The sequence below is a fragment of the Cohnella sp. LGH genome, from assembly GCF_017671885.1.
In the GTDB taxonomy this organism is placed as follows: Bacteria; Bacillota; Bacilli; order Paenibacillales; family Paenibacillaceae; genus Cohnella; species Cohnella phaseoli.
In genome coordinates this window covers 5,981,038-5,998,056 of the sequence record NZ_CP072117.1, presented here as the reverse complement: position 1 = coordinate 5,998,056, position 17,019 = coordinate 5,981,038, and the positions used below count along the sequence as shown (strand labels likewise).

6 protein-coding genes are annotated in these 17,019 nt (G+C 53.7%); 5 read left to right on the top strand and 1 reads right to left on the bottom strand.

What is annotated here, in order from left to right:
* Window positions 1-129: 129 nt before the first annotated feature.
* Window positions 130-6,144 carry an S-layer homology domain-containing protein gene (locus J4772_RS25145; RefSeq protein WP_209071889.1) on the top strand — a complete coding sequence of 2,005 codons (6,015 nt, stop codon included), beginning with the start codon at window positions 130-132 and terminating at the stop codon, window positions 6,142-6,144.
* A 217-nt stretch (window positions 6,145-6,361) separates the two neighbouring features.
* A complete protein-coding gene (locus tag J4772_RS25140) occupies window positions 6,362-8,716 on the top strand; it encodes a beta-galactosidase (protein WP_087569001.1) in 2,355 nt (784 codons plus the stop codon).
* Window positions 8,717-8,796: 80 nt separating this feature from the next.
* On the opposite strand, the gene J4772_RS25135 is transcribed toward J4772_RS25140, so the two are convergent.
* Window positions 8,797-9,600 carry a helix-turn-helix domain-containing protein gene (locus J4772_RS25135; RefSeq protein WP_087569000.1) on the bottom strand — a complete coding sequence of 268 codons (804 nt, stop codon included), beginning with the start codon at window positions 9,598-9,600 and terminating at the stop codon, window positions 8,797-8,799.
* Between the two features lie 145 nt (window positions 9,601-9,745).
* Here J4772_RS25135 and J4772_RS25130 point away from each other — a divergent pair, with 145 nt between their 5' ends.
* The 3 genes from J4772_RS25130 to J4772_RS25120 all read left to right on the top strand — a co-directional run bounded on the left by J4772_RS25130 (window position 9,746) and on the right by J4772_RS25120 (window position 16,810).
* Window positions 9,746-11,992, top strand: coding sequence for an FAD-dependent oxidoreductase (locus tag J4772_RS25130; protein WP_087568999.1), 2,247 nt, complete (start codon window positions 9,746-9,748; stop codon window positions 11,990-11,992).
* Between the two features lie 73 nt (window positions 11,993-12,065).
* Window positions 12,066-13,625, top strand: coding sequence for a sulfatase-like hydrolase/transferase (locus J4772_RS25125; protein WP_087568998.1), 1,560 nt, complete (start codon window positions 12,066-12,068; stop codon window positions 13,623-13,625).
* Between the two features lie 167 nt (window positions 13,626-13,792).
* Window positions 13,793-16,810: a glycoside hydrolase family 2 TIM barrel-domain containing protein gene (locus tag J4772_RS25120; RefSeq protein WP_087568997.1), complete on the top strand. Its 3,018-nt coding sequence runs from the start codon at window positions 13,793-13,795 to the stop codon at window positions 16,808-16,810.
* Window positions 16,811-17,019 lie beyond the last annotated feature (209 nt).

The window sequence follows — 17,019 nt, the reverse complement described above, 5'->3', positions numbered from 1 at the left end:
TTGGCGGGTAGAGGGTAAACTCCTTTACATGCAAAGATGCGGCTTTTTCTCAACCGCTGATTGTAGATAGAACAGGGAATAGAGTGCCATAAGTTCACAAAATGTAAACGTTTTTCTAAGGAGGCCGACATGAAAAGATTATTGTCCTTATTTATGAGCCTGAGTCTCATTGCAGCACTGGTGGTTCCTCCTACTCCGCTGCAAGCCGCCATGATTGCGGATGCGCAGCAGTTAGTGGAGTTCCTCCGCACGAAGCTGGATGTAGGCGGGGATGCTTCCAAGATCAAAACGGCTGACGGTAACATGACAGCACAGGTCAGCACCCCGGTTACGATTAACGAGACGTTCAACGTACCGGTCGGTGTGAAGCTGCAGCTGTTCGTGAAGTTGGGCATTCAGGAAGAAGTTACGGTAGACGGGAAGCTGCAGGACAGCCGAGCTCTTGAATTTCGCCGGGATGGTGTTGTTGGCACCGGTATCGGCTCGGTGCTGCTGAATTCGGGGAGCAGCTACTACCAGCAAGGCATTGAGGTCGTGGGAGCGGCCGGCGTTCTGCAGCCAGGGGCCGATTCCAGCGTGAGGCTGCTGGCAAACAGCGAGCTGTACGTAACCTCCGGGACGGTCACAGTGGCGGCCGGCAAGACGGTGACGTCAGATATGTTCAAGAGGATTGAAGTTGCAGAGGGAGCGAAATTCGAAGTCAAAGGAGTAATCAATAATGATGTTGTCGTTGTAACGCCTGTCCCTACGGGATCGGATCAAGCGGTAGACAAGGCCGCGCTGGTCCAGGCGATCTCCGGAGCGATTGCCAACAAAGACGCCACGGCAGTTAGCGTGGATGGTACAGATGTGCCATCGTCCGGAAAATGGGTTACATCATCGGCTGCGGATGCCTTAATAACAGCCATTCAATCGGCCATCGGGGTCAGGGATGATGCCGCGGCCACCCAGAGTCAGGTCACGGAAGCGGAGGCTTCCCTGGCAGCAGCAGTCCAGGTATTTGATGCTGCTAAGCAGGATGGCACCCGTACGGGCCTGCCTGCGGAGATTAAGACCGCACAGGATCTTACGGACTGGCTCAGAAATGTGACCGTGAATGACACGCTGGTGAAGTTGAGTGGAAATACTGTGGAGCTTTATGAATCAATTGCGATTACCGAGCCGCTGTCCATTCCGGCGGGCGTGAAGCTGCAAAGCTTTGCCAACATGACCGTGAATGCGGCTGTGACCGTGTCGGGCACCGTTCAGGACAGCCGCACACCGGACAAGCGAGGAGCAGGGCTTGCTGGCAACGGTTCCGGTGCCGTGGTGTTCCGCACGGGAAGCAGCTACTATCAGCAAGGCACCGAGGTGGTGGGTCCGAACGGTATATTCAAGCTGGGTGCAGATTCGAGTGTAGAGATGCGGGGGAATCACCATCTGCGTATCGCTTCCGGCATTGTAACCCTGGCCAAGCCGGTTATGACGTCCGTGGTGCAGCGGATTACAGTAGCCTCAGAGGCCATATTTAACGCCTCGGCCTCCAATATTGGGGCCGGTGTTGACTATACGCCGGTTAGCGCTATCCTTGTAAGGCTGAATGAGCTGATCCAGCTGGCTGAGGCTAATATATCCTCCACGCCGGTCAGCGTGAACGGTGCCGGACTTACGTCAGATCAATACTGGGTAACGGCAGCGCATCAAGATGTATTCGCCCAGAATATTGAAGACGCGGTCATGACGAAGAACAACAGCTCGGCTACGGAGAGCGACTATCAGACTGCAGCCGCAGCGCTGGAGGCTGCAGCTCAAGCCTTTAACGATGCGAAGCAGCCAGGTGCGGTGCTGGCCGAGGAGATTGCGACGGCGGATGAGCTGCTGGAGGCAATGAACGGTCTGAACGGAGGCGCAGAGTCTGTGGCAAGACGCTTGGCTGACGAAAGAGTAGGCGAGAAGACGTTCCATGTCGTGGAAGTGTTCAAGCCGGTTACTGTTACGAAAAAACTGACCGTGCCCTCTAATGTGCGGCTGAAATTCACGGCCCAAATGACGGTTCATGCAGTCATTCAGGTAAAGGGGCAGCTGCAGGACTTCCGCGATGAAGGCTTCATTATCGGCAATGGCATTGTCGGAGCTAGCGGTATTGGGTCCGCGGTGTTCGAGCCAGGCAGTGCCATGTACATCAAGGGCAAGGGAGAGACGATCGGTGACACCGGGATGCTTCGGGTAGAGCCAAATTCCAAGCTGAGCATGTATGCGAAGAATCGCATGGAGATCACAACAGGTAAAGCGACCGTCCTGAAGCCGCTCATTACGTCGCTGACGACGGAACTGAGCGTACAGTCAGGTGCGGAGCTTACGGTGATCGGCTCCATTCCGAAGGAGATTGCCGTTCAATCCAGCGGAACCTACATTGATGCCAGCACTACGAATACCGAGTCCAAGCTTGGTATGGTTGGCGACTCGGCTGAATCCTCGGATGAAGCTGCTCTGGCGGCTGATATCCAGGACGGGCGCATCTATCTGACGGTGAAGTCGATGGAGCAGAAGAAGGTGACCGTGACCGTGAAGGCAACGGATGGCCGGACGGCGACGATTGAAGCTGATCTGAAGAACGGGGGCATTGTGTCGAAGAGTATTTTGAAATACGGCGCACTGTCCGCGGCAGAGCTAAAGGCACGCATTCAGTCCAAAATCAGCGAGCTGGAAGCCCTGATCCTAAAAGCGCAGGCCCGCCAGCTTGATACAGAGCGGGAGAAGGGGGCGGTCTGGTTCGCGAAAGAATATGACAAATATGCCGACTGGGATGAGAAGAATATTGATGTGAACAAGAAGATGTTCGGGGTTATTCCATCCTACAGCCCGGGTGGCAGGTCACCGGAGGAGCTCGCGCTGGAACTGCCGGAGTTCCAGCGTACGGAAGTCATCGCGCTGCTGGATACGTCAATTGCCGAGCTGACAGCGGTGCTGGACGGAACGGTCGTGCGGAGGCCGGTGCGGCTCGTGGATTGGGACGGCATTGAGCTGCAGGGAAGTAATTTCTACAGCGAGGGCAAGCCTGTATTCCTGCACGACTATTTCTCCAAGCCACTTGATGTGTCGAAAGACAACGCGACCCTGTACAACGACTATCTCGGCAAAATAGATGTGCCCAAATCCATCAATCCGAGCTTTGTAAGCGACGAAAATGGTACGCCGACTGCAGACAAGTACGGAGATTTACAGAACCGTCCGAGCAACAACATGGGCTATACCATCTTGTGGCATGATCCCGCTCCCGCTTGGGCCACCAGTAAGCACGGGGAGACGCTCCGTGACGGCATTACAACCTTTACGAAATACGACATTAATCACCCGGAGATCCGTTCGATCTGGAGTAATGTGCTGAAGCAGACCGGACCAATCACGAGCGGAAAGCCTTACACGGAGCTGGGATATCTGCTGGCGAACGAGCCGCACTGGTTCCTGGAGAAAGGCCACTGGGCAACACCTAAAAAAGTAAATGGCCAAGAGGGTATTTCCGACATTGCCTTGCAGCAATTCGCATCATGGCTGCAGGAGCGCCATCAGACGATCAGTGACCTGAATGCACTGTGGGGAACGAGCTATGCAAGCTTTGATGTGGCTTCGCGGAGCGTCATTCCACTGGATAAGAAGTATAAAGGAACGCCGATCGGATATGATGTCAGCTTGTTCAATATGGAGCGGGGAACGGAATGGCTGCGCTTCCTGCATGAGCAGGTGAAGAAAAATGATCCAGAAGCAAACACGCATATCAAAATTATGCCGGACCTGTTCGTTGAGGACAACCGGACACATGGCATCGACTTTGAGAAGCTCACGGAAATGGTCGATATCATCGGCGACGATGCGAAGACCCGGAAGGAGAACTTCAAGTCAACCGGACAAGCGGAGGATTGGAAGGAGCATTACTCCTATATGTGGAAAGAGCTGGCCATGTCCTACGACTTTATGTCCTCGGTCAGCCCGGAGAAGGCCCATATAAACTCAGAGGTGCATTTCCTGTCTACCGTCGCTTACCGGGATCTGTATATGAAGCCGGAATATGTACGCAACACATACTGGCTTGCCACTCTGCTCGGTATGGATGCAGGCTTTACATGGTTCTGGGGACGAAATCCGGATGGCTCGATTGAGAATCGTCTGATGACCACCTCGGTGCAGGGGCTGCTGGAGTCATATCCGGGAACCGTTGCTCAGCAGCCACGGGTAGCGAATGAGCTGAGCAAGACGATGATGGACCTGAACGCTTTCTCCGAGGAGATTGTGAAGTTCCAGGAGCAGCGCAAGCCAGTGCGTATCTTCTACTCTGAAACTGCGGCAATCAATGATACGCATTATATGGAGGATCAATTTGAGCTGTACGAAGCCTTGTACTTCAGCGGTGTGCCGGTCGGGTTTGTGACCGCAAGCATACTGGAGAAGCAGCCGCATTCCAACTGGGATGCCGTGGTGATCCGCAAGACCGAGGAAGTCACTGACGCTGAATTTGCCGCGCTGCAGTCTTATTTAAATCAGGGAGGAACGGTCATTACAGATGCCGGCAGCTTGAAGGCGACCGAGTACAAGAAGCCGCGCACAGCCGCATTAACCCAAGGAAGCGGTGTGCTTCTCAAGCCGGTGGACGAATCAGCTGTGAACATGGCAGAGCAGGCGTTTGGCGTGCTTGAGCAGAAAGACAGCCTTTCTCCGGTCAACCTGATGGAGACCAACGGATCGAGTCAGCGCGGGGCTATGTGGCGTGTAGTACCGTATGGCGACGACCGATATATGATGACGATTGTGAACCTTGGCAAGCATGAGGCTTCGCTGAAGGCAGCGATGGCCGACAACCAATCATTCACAGTGAGAGACATGATGACAGGCCAAAGCCTCGGTACGTCCTGGACACTGAAGCCGGAAGGAGTCATGCTACTGGAGCTTCAGGCGGTACCAGCAGGAGGCGGAAGTCCGGCCCCGGACAATAGCGGACCGGTAAAACAGCCTTCCGCTCCAGTTAAAGTGACAGCGGACACCATTAAGAACGGTGTCGCGCGCTCCAAGCTCTCTGGCAGCCTGCTGCAAAGTGCAGTGGAACAGGCTGTAAACGGCACGGTGCGTATTCAGGTAGAGGTGCCGGCAGCCGTGAATGAAATACAGCTTCAGCTTCCCGCTTCAAGCGTGAGCGCTGCAGGTAAGGCGCAGATCAAGAAGCTGACGATCGATACCGGCCTCGCTGTCGTCTCGATCCCGCTGTCCATGCTGCAGAAGGACTTGGGCTCTAACGCCCAAAATGTAGAGATCACGGTGAAGAAGACCTCCGTGAAGCTGGACAGCGAGAAGACACGGGCCGTGGTAAAAGACAATCCTGTCTATGACTTCACACTGTCCGTAGACGGGACGGCGATCAGCCATTTCGGCAACAGACATACCGTGGAGTTGCAGTTGCCTTATACGCTGAAGGCTGGCGCTAAGCCGAAGTACATTGTTGCCTATTACATTAACGACAAGAGCGAGCTGGAGGTGGTTAAGAACAGCCGCTATGACGAGAAGTCAGGAATGCTTATATTCCATGTGAAGCATTTCAGCTACTATACGGTAGCTGCAGCAAGCGTCAGCTTCAAGGACCTGGCGACTGTTCCATGGGCTGAGGAGAGCATTCTGTCTCTGGCAGCGCGGGACATCGTGCAGGGTACTGGCGCTGGAGCCTTCCAGCCAGTGAAGCAAGTGAGCCGCGCCCAGTTTGTTCAAATGCTCGTCAACGCCTTTGAGCTTGGCTCTGGCGAGCCTGCGGTCTCTACTTTCAAAGACGTGGAACAGGAAGCATGGTACAGCGGGGCACTCGGCACAGCACAGGCGCTTGGAATCATTTCCGGCAAGCCGGATGGCAACTTCGGTGTTCATGACTCCATAACGAGACAGGAAATGGCGGTCATGGTGCATCGCTTGCTGGAAGCAGAGCGTATTTCACTGCCTGCAGGCACAGGCTCTTTACAAGCCTTCAAGGATGAACAGCTGATATCCGGCTATGCTGCAGCCAGCGTAAAGGCTTTGCAGACCTCCGGCTTGCTGGAGGGCTCGAGCAACGGACGATTTGGTCCGAAGGATCTCACGACGCGGGCCCAGGCAGCTGTGCTGCTGGAGCGTCTGCTTGAGCTTCAATAAATAAGGCATTAAACCGTATTTGCAAGGCACAGGGAACCAACACAAATCAAAGGAAAGGAAAGAAGCCGCTCCTGAACAGAGCGTGCTTCTTTTCCTGCATGCCCTAAAGTTACTACATTAATAATTTTAGAAAATACAAAAAATGTATTTACTTAACAACTCATGTAAAATAATATAAATGTGAAATTAAATTTTAAATTTAAACGGAGGTGCGTGAATGGGAACAAAACAGATGCTGATCAGCCTGACCTTGTGTGTCGGATTGATCATGGGTATGACCGCAGCAGACCGCTCGTCAATCGCATTAGCTGCTGAAACCCCGAAGCAGGAGGCCGTCAGAAAGATGGGCGAGCTGAACGCGTTGATCACACAGGCGAAAGGAAGTGGAATTGACACCACCCGGGAAGAAAGTGCGGTATGGATGGCAAGTGAGTTTATTAAATACGCAGACTGGGACGCTGCCAACGTTGCCAAGAACAAGGCACAGTTCGAACGAGTAAAAATGTTCCAGAATAACGCGCAGCAGCTTGCGAATGACCTGCCCAATTTTGAGCGCAGAGAAGTCATTCAAATGCTGGATACGGCCAAATCCGAACTGACACAGGTAATCAACGGAGCTGTGACGCGCCGGGCAGTACCGAAGGTGAACTGGTCGAACATTACGGTGCAGAACGATCAATTCATGTCAAACGGAAAGCCGGTGTTCCTGTACGATTACTTCTCTAAGCCGCTGAATATTACAACTTCCGATCCGACACTGTATAACGAATACTTGGGCAAGCTGGATCATCCGAAGGCCATTAGCCCGATCTTCGCCCTGGACGAGGCCGGGACAATCGATCAGACCAAGCTGGCTGATCTAAAGAATCGCCCGACCAATACAGCCGGATACCTCATGCTGTGGCATGATCCGCTGCCGCAATGGGCAGCATCCAAGTATGGGCCAGAAATATTGAAGGGACAGAGCTTCTTCACCAAATATGACATTGACCACCCTCAGGTACGGGAAATCTGGAAGGATGTCTTCAAGGGAACGATCCCGACGACGGCCGGCAAAAATTACACCAAGCTCGGTTACATTCTCGCCAATGAGCCGCACTGGTTTACGGCTAAAGGGCATTGGGCCGCCGTTTCAAACGTCTCTACGTACACGATGAGCAAATTCAGAACATGGCTTGAGGCCAAGCACGGCACCATTGCAAAGCTGAATGGGCTGTGGGAGACGAGCTACACCAGCTTCAACCAGGTGAATCTTTCCATTCCACTGGATGCGTCCTACGAGAACACTCCAATCCGGTATGACTGGTCACGCTTCAATATGGACCGGGGAACAGAATGGCTGACCTTCCTGCATGATGAGATCAAGAAATATGATCCAGCGGCCCGGACACAGCTGAAGATTATGCCGGACCTCTTCGTCGAGGGCCCTCGTGATCACGGGATCGACTTTGAGGCGCTGACAGAGATGACAGAGATCATCGGCGACGATGCGAAGATCCGCAAGCGTAACATGAACAGCACGGGTCCGGAGAGCTGGGAGTCCAAGTACGCCTACTACTGGGAGGAGATGGCGATGTCGTATGACTTTATGGATTCCGTCAGCCCGAACAAGCCACACTTTAACTCCGAGGTGCATCTGCTTTCGACTACACAATACCGAGATCTGTACATGAAGCCCGAGTATGTTCGCTCCACATACTGGCAAACCACGCTTCACGGCTTGAACGGAGGTCTGACATGGTTATGGGGTCGTAACGCCGACGGCTCGATTGAAGAGCGGTTGCAAAATGCGACAGGCGGCCTTGGTGAGTCGTATGCTGCCTCTGTGGCACAGCAGCCGAGAGTGGCGCAGGAACTCACCAAGACGATGATGGACATGAACGCCTTCTCGAATGAGATCGTCAAATTCCAGCGGGAGCGCAAGCCGGTTCGCCTGTTCTACTCCGAAGCAGCGGCAATCAATGATTATAATTATATGGAGGATCAATTCGATCTGTATGAGTCTATGTACTTTAGCGGGGTACCGCTCGGCTTTGCAACGAAGAACATTATTTTCAAGCAGCCGAACACGGATTGGGATGTCATCGTAGTCCGCAAGACCGAAGAAGTAACCGAAGCGGAATTTAACGCGCTGCAAATTTATCTGGACAACGGGGGAACGGTAATCATTGATGATGTCAGCCTCAAGTTCAATGAATACAAGCGGCCTCGCGCAAAGACCCTGACCGCAGGATCTGGCAAGCTGATCAAGATGACAAACAATGCGGTGTCCGGCATCGTATCCAAGGTAATGATAGAGCTGTCGGCCAAAGGTCAGCTGCCACCGGTTGTCCTGACGGAGAATAATGGCCTGCCATCCAAGGGAGCCTTCTGGCGGGTCGTGCCAAATGGCGCGAACACCTACCTGATGACGATCGTTAACATAGGGAAGAACACATCCAATATCAGTCTGAAAATGGCGAACAACAAAAATGTCACCGTCAAAAACCTGATGACCGGCAAGAGCTCGCCTGCGAGCTTCAGCCTGGGCTCGGAGCAGGTGCTGCTACTGGAGGTTAAGCCGGTGCCATAAAGCACACATGCTAGTCAATTTAAGATAACAACAAGGGACGATCTACCGAAGCTTGCTCGGCGGATCGTCCCTTTCTCTTGTTACCGATACAGCTGCTGCTGGTAATCGCGCGGCGACAATCCGGTGACCTGCTTGAACACCCGGCTGAAATAATAGGGGTTCGGAAACTGCAGCTGCTCGCTGATCTGGGATATGTTTAGCGCTTCAGCGTGCATCAGCTCAATTGCGCGCTGGATTTTCAGCTTGCGGTAGTATTCATTGATCGTGCTTCCGGTATCGGCTTTGAACACCCGCCCTAAATAGGTGTAGTTCATGCTTAGACTGTTGGCAATCCTCCGGCTGTCAAAGGGCTGTTCAATCTGATGCTTCAGGCAGGCCATGATTTTGGAGGAGAGCGCGGAGGCACGGTGCTCGTCCCTTCGCCGCAGATCCTGCTGCAGTAGCTCATACAGCGCCTGATAGAGCAAGCCGTTCATGCGCTCGGTACTGAATGGGGCAGCAGAACGGTACAGCCTCAGCATGGTGTTCAGGATATCGATAAACGACTCCGGTGAGGATAAGGTGAGCTGCTTGGGTAGAAAGAGCGGCTCTTGCTCCGCCCGGGGCTGGAACGGTACGAAGGAGACCCAGTACCATGTCGAGCCGGGCGCGACGGGGGCTTTTCCCCAGTGACGGCACTGATTTTTGAGAAAAAAAGCTTGTCCGCTGCCGATCGTATAGTCGGTATCCTCCTCGCACACGGAAACGGCTCCGTCCACGACATACAGCAGGGTATCCATATGCAAGATCCGGTCAACGTGAATCCAGGGCTGCGCCGGCTTGAACACCCCCATCGTAATTAAAGCAGGCAGTTCGCTGCGGTTTATCATGACACGCTGCTCCATTTGCACGGTTCCCCCTTCAGCCTTTCGTTTAGAAACATTGTATATAAGTTGAAATAAGATATCAATTTTGCATTCCCATGTATTTTTAAAGCTCTGACGCTGCACTATCATATGGATATATGGTAAATGCGAAGGAGGAAGTCTGATGGAATTTACACCCATCAAGGTGGAGCGGGACCTGACGATTGTCGGGGGCGGAATGCCGGGCATCTGTGCTGCAATTCAGGCTGCAAGGCTCGGCATGAAGGTGTCATTAATCAACAACCGGGGGTATTTGGGCGGTAATGCGAGCCCGGAGAACCGGATCAATGTAGTCGGTGCCGATGGTGCTCAGGAGTTTAACTTCTATGCACGGGAGTCAGGCATTATGGAAGAGCTGCGCCTCGAGAACCTGTACCGGAATCCGCAGGGCAATGCGTATTTGTGGGAATCGATTCTGCTGGATTTTGTCCTGGGAGAGCCCAATGTATCTCTATTTCTGAATACGAATATTGATAAAGTCGAAACGGATGGAAACGGTAACATCCTGTATGTGTCAGGATCGCAGCTGGGGGCGGAGAAGCGCTTTGACTTTTACAGCCCGCTGTTTCTCGATGATACCGGGGATGGAACGATCGGCTATCTTGCCGGTGCGGAGTATCGCACGGGAAGGGAAGCGAAGTCGGAATTCAATGAGCGGATCGCCCCGGATGAAGCGGACGAGAATATGCTGCTGAGCACCCTGTCCTGGTATTCAAAGGACACCGGACGCCCTGCGCGGTTCGTCATGCCGGAATTCGCCAAAAGCCTGAAGGTAGAGGAAGCGCTCCAGTATCGGCAGATTCCAGATCGCATTCCGGGCAATTCGCGTTATGAGGCATACCGAATGCAGTGGTTTTATGAGATTGGCCACGGGAAGGATCCGATCAGCCAGAACGAGGAAATTATGCAAAGCCACAGAGAGCTCGTATACGGAATCTGGAATCATATCAAGAACAGCAGAAATTACGATGCTTCCCAATATGATCTTGAGTATGTGAGCGGCGTTCCGGGGAAGAGAGAATCGAGAAGGCTGATGGGGGATTATATCCTGACCGAAGGAGATGTCGTTGAGCAGAAGGATTTCGAGGACACGATCGGTTATGGCGGCTGGTCGATTGACCTGCATGCGGTCGAAGGTTTTTTCTCGAAGGATATGACGACCCGCCACTTCGTGTTGCGGGGAGTGTATTCCATTCCGTACCGCAGCTGCTACTCCAAAAATGTAAACAATCTGTTTGTGGCCAGCCGCTGCATGTCCACCACTCACGTGGCCTTCGGTTCTACCCGCGTTATGGCTACGCTTGCAATGCTGGGGCAATCCTGTGCCGCCGCTGCCCACTTGTGCAGGAAATACAATGTGCAGCCAAGAACCATTTACGAGCAGCATATGGAGGAACTGCAGCAGCTTCTGATGGCGAATGACCAATACATCATCGGGCAGCGCAGCCATGATCCGCTGGATTTGTGCCGTCACGCCGATATTCAGGTCAGTTCGGTGCAGCCTTCCTTCCTTGAAAGTGCGGATTTCAGCCTGCCGCTGGATGGGCGGTATGCTTTCATTGTGCCTGTGAAAGAGCCAATTCAACAGGTGGCGCTGCGCTTTAGCAGCCAGAGCGAAAGCCGTCTCCGGTATACCGTCTACACGCCGGTGAAGCTGCAGAACTATTCACCGCAGCACAAGTTGTATGAGGGCGAGATTACCGTACCGGCCTCGTCAGAGCTTCGTTGGGTGAACCTGCCGCTGAACGGCAAGAGCGAGAGCGGCAAGCTGTTCATTGAATTTGAGCCGAATGAGTCGATTCAGTTGGGCATGTGCGATGACGAACTAAACGGCGTATTTTTCCTGAAAAAGCATGCCATGAACCGTCGCACGACCTTCTGCGATATAGATACCCTGGAGGTGAAGAAAGAAATGTGGCGAGCGGAGAAGGGGCTTCCTTGCTACCGTACAGGCACGGACCAGGACATTTATAACGGGGGCAACCTGAACAACGGACTGTCGAGAAACCACGGCCTGCCTAACATGTGGCTGTCTGCACTGACCAAAGGGGATGAGTCCATTACCGTGGCTTTTCAGGAAGCTCGGAACGTCAGCCGGATCCAGCTCGTCTTTGACTCCAATCTGAACTATCACTATGACAACCTTGAGATCTATCAGGATTTCACGGTATTCCAGACCCTGGTGAAGGACTATACCGTCTACTGCAAACAGAATGGGGATTACCACGAGCTGATCTCGGTGACAGACAATTACCAGCGCGTCAACAAGCTGTGCTTTGATCCGGTCTGGACGGATGAGCTGAAGGTCGTCTTCCACCGGACCAATGGCGCGAAGAGGATAGGTGTGTACGAGATTCGGGCATACGAGTAGGGCTGTCGCAAGTCTGCGCGCGGCGCAAAGGACGAGACTGTAGAAGCCAAAGTAAAAAGGAGGCATGAATGGGATGGCCAAGAAGCCGCATGTGTTTTTTATAATGACCGATGAGTTGCGGGCGGACACGCTGGGATATATGGGCCATAGCACAGTGCAGACGCCCCATCTGGATGCGTTTGCGAAGGACTGTGCTGTATTTACGAATGCGTATACGAACTGCCCAATGTGCGCCCCGGCGCGCGTAAGCCTGGCTACCGGACGCTACGGCCTCAGCCACGGCGTGCTGGATAACGCCTTCGCCCCGGTGGAGGATGAAATGTCACTCTACAGCACGATGAGCCATCAAGGGTATCATACGATCAACTACGGAAAAATCCACTATAATACGCCGGGCTCCTTCGGCTTTGAGGAGCACTATCCCCGCGGGCAGTTTGCCGGCGGAGAGGTCGGCGTGTTCGGCGTCACGGACCGCGAGCTGTTGAAGAAGAGTGTATATAAGAAAAATGAAGGCGAGGTTTCGCTCGTCATTCACGGAGTGAACCCGCAGAAGCCCGAGGAAACGGCTGATTCGCTGCTGACACAGGCTTATATCAAGCGGCTGAATGACCTGAAGGACAGTGAGCGGCCCTTGTTCCACCGGCTGTCGATCATTGACCCGCATACGCCGTATTTTCCAGTGGAGCCCTATGCGTCGATGTATGACTACCGGGAAATGCCCCTGCCGGATACCTGGAGGGAGGACCTCTCCACCAAGCCGTTGCTGCATCGCTATTACTACCGGGCGCGCGGGTTTAACCGCTTGACGGAGGAGGATTACCGCAAGAGCATGGCCAGCTATTACGGTCTGGTCACGCATGTGGATGACCGTGTTGGCCAGGTTCTGGCGAAGCTGAAGGAGCTTGGCCTGTACGATGAGTCCATTATCGTATTTACATCGGATCACGGCTCGATGATGGGAGAGCATGGCTTTATCGAGAAATGGGGGATTATGTACGAAGAGGTGTCCCGGATTCCGCTCCTGATCAAGTTTCCTAAGAACATGCTCCAGGGAACCTATGAGGCCTTCGCAGAAATTGTAGACATCATGCCGACCCTTCTGGATGCCGCCGGCATCGACATCCCGGACTGCGTGCAGGGACAATCACTCCTGCCGATGCTCAACAAAGAGCCGGGAGCTGCCAAGAACGAAGTGTTCGGGCATATCTTCACGGGCGGCCTGCAGCGCGAGCCGGCGCTAATGATCCGCAAGGGGCCATGGAAGCTCACCTGGTATCCAGGACAGGAGGAGCTTCACGATCGGCTTATGAATGACCACTGCTTGAAGTTCACGCATATGTTCCTTGAGGACGTCGTGGAGGGCGAGCTGTATCAGCTGGAGCAGGACCCCGGAGAATCACATAACCTGTTCCATACTCCGGACTATGCCGACATCAAGGAGGAGCTGCTTCAGCGGCTTACAGAGTGGCGGGACGGACTGGGGCCGTTAGCCGACCTTGAAGATATGCAGCAAGCTCGAAATACTGTGAACAACTACCATTTGATGCAGGGGGACAATTTGGCCAGAATGCAGACCTTGATGAGAGCGGGTGGAACCGTCAAGCAACTGGTACGGCAGGGTATTAAGAAGTAATGATAGTACTACTCTCGCGAGAAGGTAAAAATAGTACTACTATTGTTAGGGTATGTGCATGGCAAAAGGCTCTGCCCAGCAGATATGATGGGAATAAGGCCTCGGATGCCGATATCGGGCATCCGAAACTTTGAAACATCATATTTTGTACTCAGGAGGTTATTTAAATGAAGGATCTGAAGAAGGTCTGGGAAAATCTTGACGTGCTTCATATCAATCGGGAAGCCCCGAGAGCTTACTATATACCGTATGCTAATACAGAATCGGCGAGGAAGGGGAAGCGAGGGAAATCCCCTTATTACCAAACACTCAACGGACAATGGAAGTTCCGCTACCACCGCAGCGTGCAAGAGGTGCGGGAGGCTTTTTACGAGGAGGCTTATGATTACTCCGGCTGGGATGACCTGCTTGTGCCTTCCTGCTGGCAGTCAAACGGCTATGACCAGATGCAGTATTGCAATGTGAATTATCCGATTCCGTGCGATCCGCCCTTCGTTCCGGACGAGAATCCGGCGGGCTTGTATATCCGGGAGTTCAACGTTTGCACCGATTGGAAGGACCAGGCCACACACATCGTCTTTGAAGGCGTGAATTCCTGTTTCTATTTGTGGGTTAACGGTACTTTTGTCGGCTATAGCCAGGGCAGCCGCATTCCGGCAGAATTTGATCTGACCTCCTATGTGCGCAGCGGAAGAAACCGCATGGCTGTTATGGTGCTCAAATGGTGCGACGGCACCTATCTGGAGGATCAGGATGCGTGGCGCTACTCCGGCATTTTCAGAGATGTATATCTTCTCGCCCGCAGCAATGAGCGGATCCGCGACGTGTTCTATCAAGCTGATTTATCTACGGATTACAAGTCGGCCTTGTTGCGCTGTGATATCGAGAGCCAGGGCAGCGTAGAGGTGCAGATTCAGCTGCTGGATGCCGAGGGGCGCGTGATCGGCGCAAGCACTGCCCGGGTGAAAGGCAAGGAAACGCTTCGGTTGGACATTGCAAGCCCTATGCTGTGGAGTGCAGAAAATCCGTATTTGTATTCGCTGCTTGTGAGTGGTGCTGGCGAAGTGCTGCATTTCCATGTCGGGCTCCGTAAGGTAGAGGTGCTGGACGGGGTCTTCCGCATCAACGGCCAGGACATCAAGCTGAAGGGTGTTAACCGCCATGATTCCCATCCAGAGTTGGGACAGACGATTCCGCTGAAGCATATGATTCAGGATTTGAAGCTTATGAAGCAGCATAACATCAACACGATCCGTACCTCCCATTACCCGAACGACCCGAGATTCCTGGATTTGTGCGACCAGTATGGCTTCTATGTAATTGATGAAGCCGATCTGGAGGCGCACGGGGTGTTGCATGCTGGGGATTATCACATGCTCACCAAGAATCCGGAGTGGGAAGCGGCGTTTCTGGACCGTGCTGTCCGTATGGTCGAACGGGACAAGAACCATCCGTCTGTCGTGATCTGGTCCATGGGGAATGAATCCGGCTATGGCGTAAATCATATTGCGATGGCACGTTGGACCCGAGAACGCGATACGACCCGGCTTGTGCATTATGAAGGGGCGGCGCTGAAATATAACGGCCATCCCGATACCAGCTGCCTTGATATGAATAGCAGAATGTACGCCACCGTGCAGGAGATGGTCGCCTACGGCAGCGATGAGAGCCAGACCAAGCCTCTCCTGCTATGCGAGTATAGCCATGCCATGGGCAACAGTTGCGGAGACCTGAAGGATTACTGGCACGTTATCTATGCGTATCCGAAGCTGATGGGCGGCTGCGTTTGGGAATGGTGCGACCACGGCATCAAAACTCAATCCCTAGACGGGCAGATGTTCTTTGGCTATGGCGGTGATTTCGGAGATGTGCAGAACGACGGTAATTTCTGCATTGACGGGCTGGTCAGCCCGGACCGGATTCCCCATACCAACCTGCTGGAGCTGAAGAAAGTTATGGCGCCGGTGCTGTTGGAGGCTGAAGCTGCCGCCGAAGGCAAGGTTCGCGTGACGAACCGCTATGATTTCATCGACCTCTCGGATGTCGTGATAAGCTGGCGGGTCGAGCGTGATGGTGAAACTGTGGAGCAGGGCGAGTTGCCGTCGTTGCAGACGCCTCCTCACGGAACGGAGCTCGTTACCATTCCTTATTCGCTTCCGAATGCGGCGGGACGTTGGTTCCTCAGCCTGTTCGTGACGCAGCGTACAGACAAGCTTTGGGCAGCTTCAGGTCATGAGCTGACCAATGAGCAGTTCGAGCTGCCGGTGCCTGCTTCAGTGCCTGCACCGGCTGCGGAGCTGCGGGTATGGCCGGACATCGCCGTGGAGCAGAAGGACGATGAGGTGATCGTGGAAGGCTTTGATTTCCTTCATGTATTCGATCTCCACGCCGGAGCGTTTACCAAGGTGACCAAGCATGGCGTGCCGCTCATTCAAGGCAAGCCGCAGTTCAGTATTTGGCGTGCGCCGGCGGATAATGACCGCAAGATCAAGGTGCTTTGGAGCAAGGAAGGCTATGAGCGCGCCATGACCAAGGTCTACCGCGCAGAGGTCACCCATGTGTCGGCGAAGCGGGTTCAGATTGAAGTGGACTTCGCACTGACCTGCAACATCAAGCAGCCGCTACTCAAGGGCAAGGCCGTGTGGGAGGTTGACGGTGCCGGAGTCATTACAATGAAGACTTCGGTTCAGGTGCGGGAGGATCTGCCATACCTGCCTCGCTTCGGACTGCAACTCGTCATGCCGGCAGGAAATGAGCAGGTGGAATATTTCGGCTACGGACCTCATGAAAGCTATATTGACAAGCGCCAAAGCGTCAGAAAGGGCAAATATGAGCTGACCGTCGACGATATGCACCATTCGTATGTAGTGCCGCAGGAGAACGGCTCGCGTTACGGTACGGAGTGGGCCTCCGTCAGCAATGCACTCGGCATGGGTCTCCTGTTCACCAGCCCGGGCTCGGAGTTCTCGTTCCAGGCGCTCCATTACACGCCGGAGGATATGACCCAGGCGAAGCATACGCATTCCCTGCGTAGGCGCAAGGAGACGATCGTGCATCTGGATTACAAGATGAACGGGATCGGCTCCAGCTCCTGCGGAACCGATCTACTGGAGCAGTACCAGTTGAGCGATAAGGAGATGGCCTTTGAGCTGCGAATCGCACCGATCCTGACAGAAGACGAATAGCAGCCCTTCAACTTAGCCGTCCTGACGGAGGATATGGGACTGGCAACGGCATCGTTCCCTCTATGGTTGATTACGGTACATAGGGTCTTCCTCAGATCATGTCGAGATGTCAGTCCAACTTGTCGACCCAGATAAGTTGGACACTGATGTAGCAGAAGCATTCTTTCGAGGATCTTGACACTGTTCTATGGGCCCGGGAGGGGATTGAA